This is a genomic window from Dermacoccus sp. MPR-E5 (assembly GCF_058809565.1).
In genome coordinates, this window is sequence record NZ_JBXASS010000025.1 from 15,644 (window position 1) to 26,105 (window position 10,462).

The 10,462-nt window shown below is 69.5% G+C and carries 11 protein-coding genes; 8 read left to right on the forward strand and 3 right to left on the reverse strand.

Annotation, left to right across the window (positions count from 1 at the left end):
- Positions 1-211 precede the first annotated feature (211 nt).
- The 5 genes from AC1RS9_RS13865 to AC1RS9_RS13885 all read left to right on the forward strand — a co-directional run bounded on the left by AC1RS9_RS13865 (position 212) and on the right by AC1RS9_RS13885 (position 5,229).
- Positions 212-793: a PadR family transcriptional regulator gene (locus AC1RS9_RS13865; RefSeq protein ID WP_040014584.1), complete on the forward strand. Its 582-nt coding sequence runs from the start codon at positions 212-214 to the stop codon at positions 791-793.
- A complete protein-coding gene (locus tag AC1RS9_RS13870; protein ID WP_259880268.1) occupies positions 775-2,376 on the forward strand; it encodes a DHA2 family efflux MFS transporter permease subunit in 1,602 nt (533 codons plus the stop codon). Before AC1RS9_RS13865 ends, AC1RS9_RS13870 begins: the two co-directional genes overlap by 19 nt.
- Positions 2,377-2,579: 203 nt before the next feature.
- The gene (locus AC1RS9_RS13875; protein WP_006945137.1) at positions 2,580-3,011 is read left to right on the forward strand and encodes a universal stress protein; all 432 of its coding nucleotides are present in this window, start codon (positions 2,580-2,582) and stop codon (positions 3,009-3,011) included.
- Positions 3,012-3,168: 157 nt separating this feature from the next.
- Positions 3,169-3,339 carry a hypothetical protein gene (locus tag AC1RS9_RS13880; protein ID WP_006945135.1) on the forward strand — a complete coding sequence of 57 codons (171 nt, stop codon included), beginning with the start codon at positions 3,169-3,171 and terminating at the stop codon, positions 3,337-3,339.
- Between the two features lie 204 nt (positions 3,340-3,543).
- Positions 3,544-5,229 (forward strand): alpha/beta-hydrolase family protein, encoded by a 1,686-nt coding sequence (locus tag AC1RS9_RS13885; protein ID WP_492921894.1) that lies wholly within the window; start codon positions 3,544-3,546, stop codon positions 5,227-5,229.
- A 76-nt stretch (positions 5,230-5,305) separates the two neighbouring features.
- Here AC1RS9_RS13885 and AC1RS9_RS13890 read toward each other — a convergent pair whose 3' ends face one another.
- Both AC1RS9_RS13890 and AC1RS9_RS13895 read right to left on the reverse strand, forming a co-directional pair.
- Entirely contained in the window at positions 5,306-6,103 is a 798-nt protein-coding gene (locus AC1RS9_RS13890) for a hypothetical protein (RefSeq protein WP_131941936.1), read from the reverse strand.
- 144 nt (positions 6,104-6,247) lie between these two features.
- On the reverse strand, positions 6,248-7,024 hold the full coding sequence (locus tag AC1RS9_RS13895; protein WP_492921896.1) for a GTPase domain-containing protein: 777 nt from the start codon (positions 7,022-7,024) through the stop codon (positions 6,248-6,250).
- A gap of 188 nt (positions 7,025-7,212) precedes the next feature.
- Here AC1RS9_RS13895 and AC1RS9_RS13900 point away from each other — a divergent pair, with 188 nt between their 5' ends.
- The 3 genes from AC1RS9_RS13900 (at position 7,213) to AC1RS9_RS13910 (ending at position 9,544) form a co-directional block, all read left to right on the forward strand.
- The gene (locus AC1RS9_RS13900) at positions 7,213-7,401 is read left to right on the forward strand and encodes a hypothetical protein (RefSeq protein ID WP_038566027.1); all 189 of its coding nucleotides are present in this window, start codon (positions 7,213-7,215) and stop codon (positions 7,399-7,401) included.
- A 201-nt stretch (positions 7,402-7,602) separates the two neighbouring features.
- Positions 7,603-7,947, forward strand: coding sequence for a DUF3072 domain-containing protein (locus tag AC1RS9_RS13905; protein ID WP_253184123.1), 345 nt, complete (start codon positions 7,603-7,605; stop codon positions 7,945-7,947).
- Positions 7,948-8,152: 205 nt separating this feature from the next.
- Positions 8,153-9,544, forward strand: a complete 1,392-nt coding sequence (locus tag AC1RS9_RS13910) for a cryptochrome/photolyase family protein (RefSeq protein ID WP_074041213.1) — start codon at positions 8,153-8,155, stop codon at positions 9,542-9,544.
- 151 nt (positions 9,545-9,695) lie between these two features.
- On the opposite strand, the gene AC1RS9_RS13915 is transcribed toward AC1RS9_RS13910, so the two are convergent.
- Complete coding sequence (locus AC1RS9_RS13915; protein WP_492921899.1) at positions 9,696-10,397, reverse strand: FMN-binding negative transcriptional regulator; 702 nt, start codon at positions 10,395-10,397, stop codon at positions 9,696-9,698.
- Positions 10,398-10,462: the final 65 nt, after the last annotated feature.

Genomic DNA, 10,462 nt, shown 5'->3' on the forward strand with positions numbered 1-10,462 from the left:
GGGGGGGGGGGGGCGGGGGGGCGGGGCGGGGGCAGCCGTGCGCTTCGCTCAGGGGTGAATGTGACCAAGAACCGCCGATGTGGCCATGAGCCGCAAAGGTGGACGAAATTCGCAGAGGTGGACGTAGATCGCCGTTGCGTACGGGGCGGGTGAGCAAGGTCACGGGAACGAGGGTTTCGTTTTTGAATAGTCCATGTGGAATAGTCATCGCGTGACCACAACAGACCCCCTGGAAGTGGCGCCGCTGGCGGTCGCCGTCCTCAGTCTTCTCGCGGAGCGCGACATGCATCCGTACGAGATGATCCAGACCCTCCGCGCGCGCCGGGAGGATCAGTGGGTGAAGCTGCGGCCCGCGTCGCTCTACCACAAGGTCGACGGGCTCGTGGCGCGCGGCCTCGCGGAGGTCGTGGGCACCGAGCAGGACGGCAACCGCCCGCCCCGCACGACGTACCGCCTCACGGACGCGGGGCGCGAGCTCCTCGTCGCGTGGATCAGCTCCGCCATCACCGTCGTCGAGAACCCCTACTTCTCGTTCTCCCTCGCCCTCGGCGAGCTCGAGGCTCTCGGCCCGGAACGCGCGGCGCGCCTGCTCACCGAGCGCGTCACCGTCCTGGACGAGCACATCGCCCAGATGCGCGACAGCCTCGAGCAGGGGCGCAACCAGGGCGCGAAACGCATCTGGATGCTCGCCCACGAACACCGCCTCGCCACTTTGACGACCGAGCGCGACTACATCGCCTCCGTCGTCCATGACATCGAATCGAAGGAACTCACATGGCCGACCAGCCACTGACCGACGACGCGTCCGCGACGTCGGGCGCGTCCGTCGCCACGGGCGCCCCGCCGCAGCAGTCCGCATCGGGGCGCCGAACTGCGGCAGATGCGGGCGCGAAGACGCCGGGCGCCGCGCCCGACATCAACCCGTGGGCTGCGCTGAGCGCCCTGCTCATCGGGTTCTTCATGATCCTCGTCGACTCGACGATCGTCTCCGTGGCGACCGAGACGATGGTCGACAAGCTCGACACGAGCCTCAACAACGTCCTGTGGGTGACGAGCGGGTACCTGCTCGCCTACGCGGTGCCGCTGCTCATCACCGGACGCCTCGGTGACCGTTTCGGCCCGAAGAACCTCTACCTCATCGGCCTGGCCGTGTTCACGTTGTCGTCGGCCGCGTGCGGCTTCGCCCCGAATGTCGGCGTCCTCATCGCCGCGCGCGTCGTCCAGGGTCTCGGTGCGGCGATCATGACGCCGCAGACGATGGCCATCATCACGCGCATCTTCCCCGCGGACGGTCGTGGCAAGGCCATGGGCGTGTGGGGTTCGACGGCGGGTGTCGCGACGCTCGTCGGCCCGATCCTCGGTGGTGTCCTCGTCGACCATGCCGGGTGGGAGTGGATCTTCTTCGTCAACGTGCCCGTCGGCCTCATCGGTCTCGCGATGGCGTGGAAGCTCGTGCCGTCGCTGCCGAGTCACGCGCACAAGTTCGACCTCGTCGGGGTCGCGCTGTCGGCCGTCGCGCTCTTCTGCGTCGTGTTCGGCATCCAAGAAGGCGCGCAGTACGACTGGGGCACGATCACGGGCATCATCTCTGTGCCGCTGCTCATCATCCTCGGCCTCGTCTTCTTCGTCCTGTTCATCCTGTGGGAGCGGCGATACAGGGGTGAGCAGCTCGTGCCGCTGCACCTGTTCGCGAACCGCAACTTCTCCCTTGCCAACATCGCTATCACGTCCGTCGGGTTCGCGATCACGGCCATGTCGTTCCCGATCATGATCTACGCGCAGGCCGTGCTCGGTTACTCGCCGACGAAGGCCGCGCTGCTGCTCGCGCCCATGGCCGTCATCTCCGGTCTGCTCGCCCCTGTCGTCGGTGGTCTCGTCGACCGCAAGCACCCCGCGATCCTCGCGGGCTTCGGGCTCGTCTGCTTCTCCGTCGCCCTGTTCTGGTACGGCCGGATGCTCGGCGCCGACACGTCGATCTGGTGGCTGCTCGCCATCGCCTGCCTGCTCGGTGTGGCCAACGGGTTCATGTGGGCGCCGCTCTCGGTGACGGCGACGCGCACCCTCGAACCGCGCTTCGCCGGCGCAGGTTCGGGCATCTACAACACGACACGTCAGATCGGCGCCGTCATCGGTTCCGCCGCCGTCGCCTCCCTCATGGATTCGCGCCTTCGCCACCACCTCGGTGAGCAGGCTGCGGGTGGCGCGCATCAGGCGGGCGGCGGTCACATGCCGACGCAGGTCGCCGAGCAGTTCGCCCGCGCCATGGGCGAGACGCTGTACCTGCCGGCCGCGGTGCTCATCGTCGGCATCATCGCCGCGGTGATGTTCACCAACCCGCACCGCAGGACGGGCCGCCACGCGGCCGACGCTCACTGAGCGCCCGAAGCCGAGGGCTCCGGACGAACATTGCCCGCGAACGCGTCAATGATGACGCGTTCGCGGGCAATGTTCGTCCGGGTTCGATGGGGTGGTCGCTCGATCCGTGCCAAAGGTCCCTGGCCCCGGGGCGCGTCGCGGCCCTAGCGTGAAGGTGAGACCCGGCGTCGGGCTCATCGCAACATTCACGAGAGGTGCCTCGGATGGCTGACAACACGACCAAGCCCATCGTCGTCGGAGTCGACGGATCGCCGTCGTCGCTGAGCGCCCTCGAATGGGCCGCGCAGCACGCCGAGCTGACGAAGCAGCCGCTCGAGGCCCTCGCGACGTGGCAGTGGCCCACCAACTACGGCTACGCCGTGGCGTTCGAAGCCAACTTCGACCCGGCGCAGGAGAGCACGCAGATGCTCGACGAGATCGTCGCGAAGGTGCAGGCCGACCACCCGAGCATCGAGGTGCGACCGCACGTCATCGAGGGCGACACGCGCAATGTGCTCGTCAAGCGCTCCAAGGAGGCGGCGCTGCTCGTGCTCGGCAGCCGCGGCCACGGCGAGCTGACGGGCATGCTTCTCGGCTCCGTCAGCGGCTACTGCGTCACGCACGCCGACTGCCCCGTCCTCGTCACGCGCCACTGATGCGCCACTGATGCGCCACTGACGCGCCACTGACGCGGCGCGGCCCGGCGCGTGACCGGGCCCGCGACCTGACGCGTCGAGGACGCGTCGGCTCCGATGGCGTCTGCACCCCGGCGGACGGTGGCGCGCGGCGCCGTCACGGGAGTAGGTTCGTGCCATGAGTGACACGAGCAGCGAGAACTACACCCCCGAGGTCGACCAGCAGGACGGCGGCCCCGGCGCCCAGACCGGCGGCGACGGCGGCGAGAACAATGATGTCGCGAGCGGCGGTCGCAGCGACGAGGGCAGCACCGACGAAGGCCAGCACGCCGACGCCGACGAGAGCTGACGGCGGCCGCCGCTGAGCGCGGTGGTTTGCCGCGAGCGTCGGCAGGCACGACACGACGCACGCGCGCACGCCTCACCTGAACACGACGCACGCGCCCCGGCGTCGAACCTGCGTGGCCGCGAGCCCCGCAGGTGACGACGCGACCGGGGCGCATGCGTCGTGCCGCTCTGGGACCATGGGGCAGACCCCGATCCGAGGAGCCTCATGCCGTCCACCGCAGCCCCCGCGCCGCCGCGCGTCAGGTTGCTCCTCGCACGCTTCTCGCACACGGGTCTCGTGTTCGCCGCGCTGTTCTACATCATCGCGAACACGCCGTCACTGCTGCCGCGCCCCTGGTGGATGCAGGGCCTCGTCGCGGCGCTGAGCGGGGTGTGCGGGTACGTTCTCGGCCTCGCGCTGGGGCGCCTCGTCCACGCGACGGCGCGCTGGTTGGGCCTGCGTGTCACGATGAACCCGCGTCGACGCGTGCTGCTCGGCCGCATCGGCATCGCGTTCGCGGCCCTGATCGTCATCAGCTTCCCGCAGGCGACGATCGACTGGCAGCGGGAGGTCAGCCGCCAGGTCGACGTCGACGGGCCGGGGTGGTGGTATCCGACCGGTTCGACGCTCGTCGCGGTCGTCGTGTTCGTCCTGTTCATCCTCGTCTGGCGCGGCCTCGCCGGGCTCACCCGCTTCTTCCTCACGAAGGTCTCCTCACGCATCGTGCGGGAGGCAGCGGCCCGTCTCGTCGCATCGGTCATCACGGTCGCGACGGTCGTCGTGGCGATCGACGTCGTCGTCGAACCCGCCGTCCTCGCCGTCGTCGGGGGCAACGCAGACCGCGTCAACCAGCAGATGCCGCGCGGTGAGTACGCACCGACGTCGTCGTTGCGCAGTGGTGGCCCCGGCTCGCCACTGACGTGGAACAGCCTCGGCCAGGACGGCGCGAAGTTCGTCGCCGCGGGGCCGGACGCGAAGCAGATCGCCGACGTGACGAAGAAGCCAGCCAAGGAGCCGGTGCGGGTGTTCGTCGGCGCGAATCAGTCGTTGGAGAAGAGCGCCGACCTCGCGGTGGCCGAGCTCGACCGCACCGACGCCTGGAAGCGCAAGGCGATGCTCGTCATCACGCCGACGAGCACCGGATACGTCAACCTGTGGGGCGCTGCCTCGTTCGAGTACCTGCTCGGCGGCGACACCTCGGCGGTCGGGATGGCGTACTCGAACCTGCCGTCGGCGTTCGGCCTGCTCACCGCGCCCCGCGATCCCGGCAAGGCGTCGCAGATCCTCCTCGAGAAGGTGCGGCGCCGCGTCGACGCCATGCCCGCGGCCCAGCGCCCGAAGGTGTACTTCACCGGCGAATCGCTCGGCGCCTACGGCGCGGACGACTCGTTCGACTCGCCGCAGCAGATGTTGGAGCGCACCGACGGCGGCGTCCTCAGCGGCACGCCCGCCTTCTCGCCGAACCGGCAACGCCTGACGCGTGAGCGCGCGCCCGGTTCGACGACGATCGACCCCGTCATCAACGGCGGGCGTCACATCCGTTTCGCGGGCGAACCGTCGCAGCTGGGCGCCGACGAGTACGACCGCCCTCTGGGCGCGTGGCAGAAACCGCGCGTCGTCTACCTGCAGCACCCGTCCGACCCCGTCGTGTGGTGGTCGCCGCGCCTGATGTTCAACTCACCCGAGTGGCTGCGTGAGACGCGCGACAACACGCCGATGGCGCAGATGAGCTGGGCTCCGTTCGTCACCTTCTGGCAGGTCAGCGCCGACATGCTCGTCTCCAACGAGGTGCCCGGCGGTTACGGTCACCGCTACTTCGGCGCCGAGATGGTGCCGGCCTGGGCGAAGGTGCTCGACGTCGACCCCGGCTCGCGCGAGGATGCCATCATCGACGCCGTGGGGCGCCGCTGAGCGCGCTCGCCGTCAGCGATCATCGCCCGGAAATCGTCATCCTCGACGCGTTTGCGGGCAATGATCTGGCGGGCCGTCAGTTCTGACGCGTCGGATCGAGCTTGCCCGTCATCGTCACCCCACCGGTGCTGACGGTGAAGCTCGCGACCGCGTTCGTGCACGTCATGCCGCTGACGTTGCTCGTGCACGTCGTTCCTGCGGAGGTGAAGCTGCTGCCGTAGCCGAGCACGGCCGTGCCGTCCTTCTTCGTCACCGGTGCGTTCGGCACGCTCGACGTCCAGCGCGCAGCCTCGCCGTCGGTGTCGAAACCGGGGTCACCGGTGAGGAAACCGACGCCCTTCGGCGTCAGCATGATGTAGTTCGCACCGCCGTGCTTCGCCGAGACCTCGGGGGTGAGGTGGCAGCCGACGACGCCCTTCGTCATGTCGCACCAGTTGCGGCCCGTGGGCGTCGTGAACTGCGACCATCCCGTCGCCGCGTACGCATACGCCGTCGCGGTGCCGCTCGTCGACGGTGCGCTGCTCGCGGAGGCGGTCGGCCCTGCCGAGTTCTGGCTGCCGGACGGCGCCGCGCCCGAGCCGGTAGCGCTCGCCTGCGGCGCTGCGGAGTCGCTCGCCGACGCACCGTCGCTCGCGCTCGGCGACGCGGACGAGGCGCTCGCGGCCGTGCTGGAGGACGTGCTCGGGGACGTCGACGACGACGCGGAAGAGCTGCGCTCGGAGGGCGTCTGGCTCGGTGCGGCCTGCTGCGTCGTCGACGACGCGGACGACTGCGCCACCGTGGCGTTCTGCGACCCGCCGTCCTGGCCATTTCCGCACGCGGCGAGCGCGAGCGTCAGCAGGCCCGCGGCGGTGAGAGCTGGGACGGTGCGCATGAGTTCCCCTTGTCGTCGAACGGTGCCGACACGTCACGCCGTGCCGCACCTCCACTGTGGCAGAGATGGCGGCCGTGGCGAAGGCGCCATGCCGACCGAGACGACCCGGCTGAAACCCGTGCCCGGCAGCCCGATTCGCTCACGTCACAGGTGGCCGCTGAGCGCCGCCATGCGGGATTCGAGCTTGCCGACAAGGGCGTCGAGCTCCTTGGAGTTCTCGGCGCTGACGGGCAGGACGTCGATCGAGATCGTCGCTCCACCGGCGAGGGAGCGCAGTTCGTCGAGCTTCGCGGCGAACGGCGAACTGCTGCCGGGTGAGTAGTAGTCGACGGCCGCGTCGATGTCGTTCGGGTAGAGGTCGGCCTTCGTCACGGCGATGACGACCCACATCGGCTTGGCTCGGCGCACCGCCATCGCGGCGATGCGGTGCGCGGTGATCGTCCAGTCCTCCAGCTCCGCGGCGAGCTGCTCGTCGCGCGTGCGTGAGGGCGCGGCGCCGCTGGTGCCGCCGGCGCGTCGCGGCGTCGCGTGGCCGTAGGAGACGACGTGGACGATGCCGTCGACCGGCTCCTCGTAGAACACCTCGTCGAGGGCTGCGAGGCGCGTCGCGGCGTTGTCGCCGGGCACGACGCGGAAGCGGAAACCCTTGAGCCGCGGCGACTTCGACGTCCGACGCTCCATCGTCGCCGAGCCGGCCTCGGTGACGGCGTCGGGGCTCGTGCGGCGCGCGAGACGGTCGACGAGGCGCGTCTTGCCGACGCCCGTCATGCCCGTGACGGCGACCGTCGGGTAGCGGCGATGCACGAGGGAGGAGATCTTCTCGGGTGCCGCGGTGAGGGCGGTGAGGGCCGTTCCGGCCAGGCTGGCGCCGGCAGCGGCGAGGCCGGCGTTGTGGCGGGCACCGGTGTTCTTCGAGGTCACGGTTCACCTTTCGGCAGAGGCTCGTTCGACGCCGGGGCGCCGAGCACTTTGCCCTCTAGTCAACCCGAAACGGCGTCGAAACGCCTCTCCGGGGGTTTCTTCGACGCCTTCGCGGTGCTGCGCGCTCGCCGCGTCCGACCATCCGCGTGGGTGGTGAACCAGCGGCCTGCGCGTCCTAGAGTGAAGACATGACTCGCGAAGACATCCACGAAGCAGCCAAGAACGACGACGCGGACGGCCAGAAGCCCGGCGGCGCCGGGGAGGTCTCCGAAGGCGGCAGCGGTTTCGGCACCGACAGTGAGACGAACGTCAACGGCGCCGACGCCGTGCCCGACAAGACGACCGGCGGCACCAGCCCCCGTACGCCCAACCAGTGAGCTGAGTGCCTCCGACCAGGTGCCGGCCGGCCCCTGACCCCGAGGTCACGGCCCGCTCTGTCCCTGGAGGTCTCGACGGCGATCCGGCGACGGCATGACGCGTCTGACGGTGCGCCCGATCTGTTGTGCGCCTCCGTCGCGCCGGCGAAATCACGCCCGAGGGTGTAGCGGTTGTCGGTGCCTCGGTCTAGCCTCACGAGCATGACTGACATGAATACGAATCAGCCCGACGAAACCCTCGGGGCGCCCGCTCCGGGTGCCCCGAACGGTCAGGCTCAGCAGGCTCAGCAGGGCCAGGACATGCTCGGCGCGACGGAGCCGACGCAGGGTGGCCCGAACGATGCCTCCCCGCAGCGGGACCCCGACGAGTGGGCCACCGGCGACGAGCCGATGACCGAGGCGCAGAAGTCGTACCTCGACACGCTCGCCAAGGAGGCGGGCGAGACGCTGCCCGCCACGCTGACGAAGGCCGAGGCCAGCAAGCACATCGACCGCCTCCAGGGTTCGAACAACCGCGTCAACCAGCAGGGCACGCAGGGCAACTGAGGCAACTGCCAGACGCCACCGGTCGGCCTGGCGCGACATGTTTCACGTGGAACATATGGCGCCAGGTCGGGCGGAGGTGTGCTGCGACGAGCGGGCGGCGCACTGCGCGGTGACCACGGGTCATGCCCCCACCGGGGCTCGAGCGCGCACCGAATGACGTGTCGATGATGCCCAGCGCGAATCGGCAGACCCCACAATGGCTTCCATGACTTCTCTCGTCTGGTTCCGTGACGACCTGCGTACGTTCGACCATCCGGCGCTGCGTGCGGCGGTCGATCACGCCGTCACCTCCCAGGGCTCGCAGGAGTCGGATGACGGCGCGTCGTCCGAGCCCGCGGGCGTCGTCGCGCTCTTCGTCCTCGACGAGGAATCGGACGGCCTCCGCCCGCTCGGCGGTGCGGTGAAGTGGTGGCTGCATCACTCGCTCGTCGCCTTGCGCGCGAAGCTCGAGGCGCTCGGCATCCCGCTCGTCCTGCGACGCGGCGCCGCGCATGACGTCGTCCTCGATGTGGTCGAGACGTTCGACGTCGACTTCGTCGGCTGGAATCGCCGATACGGCGGGCCGGAGCGCGTCGTCGACGCCGGGATCAAGGAGGCGTTCGCCGAGCGAGACGTCGAGGTGCACTCGTATGCGGCGAACCTGCTGTTCGAGCCGTGGACCATCACAACGGGTGGGGGCACCCCGTACCGCGTGTTCACGCCGTTCTGGAAGGCGTGCCTGAGCGAGCCCCAGCCGCGTGAGCCGCTCGACGCGCCGTCAGCGCTCACCCCGCCGTCCGCACTCGTCGAGCAGGCCAGCCAGGCGAGTGACGACCTCGACACCTGGGCGTTGCTGCCGACGAAACCCGACTGGTCGACCGGCATCGCCAGGGCCTGGACGCCGGGCGAGGACGCCGCGCACGAGCTGCTCGCCGACTTCCTCGACGACGCCGTCGTCCACTACGCCACCGAACGTGACGAGCCGTCGAAGCCGGCGACGTCGCGCCTCTCGCCGCATCTGCGCTTCGGGGAGATCAGCCCGCAGACGATCTGGCATGCGGCGCGGCGCAGTGGCAAGGACGTCGAGACGTTCCTGTCGGAGGTCGGTTGGCGCGAGTTCGCGTGGCACACGCTCTACGAGAACCCTGACCTTCACGAGGTGAACCTCAATCGGAAGTTCGACGCGTTCCCGTGGCCGCCACTCGACGAGGACGCGCTGCTCGCATGGGAGAAGGGCGAGACGGGCGTCCCGCTCGTCGACGCGGGCATGCGCGAGCTGTGGGAGACGGGCACGATGCACAATCGCGTGCGCATGGTCGTCGCGTCGTTCCTGACGAAGAACCTGCTCATCGACTGGCGCATCGGTGAGGAGTGGTTCTGGGACACGCTCGTCGACGCCGACGCCGCGAGCAACCCGTTCAACTGGCAGTGGGTCGCCGGGTGCGGCGCAGACGCCGCACCGTACTTCCGCGTCTTCAACCCGGAGACGCAGCGCAAGAAGTTCGACCCCGACGAGCGCTACGTCCGCCGCTGGGGCGCTGACGACGGCCGCGAACCCATCGTCGACCTCGCCGAGACGCGCAAGGCCGCACTCGCGGCATACGAGCAGACGAAGTGACGTCTCACCTCAGCTAACCCTGACCCCTTGCGTGCAGATGCACCTGCGTGCAGATGCACCCGGGTGCACTTGCACGCAGGGGTTGGGTCGGATTCGACGTCATGCTGCTCGCCTTCATGGCGGTGACGGCGTGGCGCGCGTGGCAGCGGCGTCAGCTCGTCATCCTCGCGTCGTTCACGACGGGCATGCTGCTCGTCTGCGACGACGAGCTCTCACCCATCGCGTCGGCGAGTTCTGCCGCGCCGCGTCCGTCGAGCTCGGTGGCGATGCCGTCACGCGCGCCGAGACGGTCGGCGTCGCTGCGATGCGACGACACCTTGAACCGGGCCTCCATGCGCTGCACGGAAATGCGGATGCCGACGATCTTCGTCAGCATGTCGTCCAGATAGTCGCGCGGTGCCTGCCCCATGCGCCACGGCTCGTCGCGCCCGCCCTCCATCGCACCCGTGAGCTTCGCGATGACGCCTCGCACCCACCTCGGGTCGTCGTGCACCTCCAACTCTCCCCAGGCATGAGCGACGAGGTAGTTCCACGTCGGGACGACGCGGTGATGCTCGGCCTTGCTCGGATACCAGCTCGGCGAGACGTAGTGCTCGAGCGGCCCGAACGTCGTGAGCGTCAGCCCCTCGTGACGGCCGTTCTCCCACAACGGGTTCGCACGCGCCACGTGCCCGATGAGCGCCTTGCCCGTGGGGGCGTCGTCATCGTCGACGAGCAGCAACGGCACCATGTCCGCCTGCGGCGTGACGCCGTCGTGCGTGATGAGCGTCGCGAGCGGATGTTCCGCGACGAACGCGGCGATCGTCTCGACGTCCGTGACGGCGTCGTGCGGCGGGTTATAGGGCAGGTTCAACCAGTCGTTGCAACACCGGCTTGTTCGAGTGATCGTAGTTGCTCGTCGAAGACCTCTGCGGGGGT

Bases quoted from the DNA above. Each gene is read 5' to 3' on its own strand.
- AC1RS9_RS13870 (WP_259880268.1), top strand. From the start codon at position 775: ATGGCCGACCAGCCACTGACCGACGACGCGTCCGCGACGTCGGGCGCG.
- AC1RS9_RS13875 (WP_006945137.1), top strand. From the start codon at position 2,580: ATGGCTGACAACACGACCAAGCCCATCGTCGTCGGAGTCGACGGATCG.
- AC1RS9_RS13880 (WP_006945135.1), top strand. From the start codon at position 3,169: ATGAGTGACACGAGCAGCGAGAACTACACCCCCGAGGTCGACCAGCAG.
- AC1RS9_RS13885 (WP_492921894.1), top strand. From the start codon at position 3,544: ATGCCGTCCACCGCAGCCCCCGCGCCGCCGCGCGTCAGGTTGCTCCTC.
- AC1RS9_RS13890 (WP_131941936.1), bottom strand. From the start codon at position 6,103: ATGCGCACCGTCCCAGCTCTCACCGCCGCGGGCCTGCTGACGCTCGCG.
- AC1RS9_RS13900 (WP_038566027.1), top strand. From the start codon at position 7,213: ATGACTCGCGAAGACATCCACGAAGCAGCCAAGAACGACGACGCGGAC.
- AC1RS9_RS13905 (WP_253184123.1), top strand. From the start codon at position 7,603: ATGACTGACATGAATACGAATCAGCCCGACGAAACCCTCGGGGCGCCC.
- AC1RS9_RS13910 (WP_074041213.1), top strand. From the start codon at position 8,153: ATGACTTCTCTCGTCTGGTTCCGTGACGACCTGCGTACGTTCGACCAT.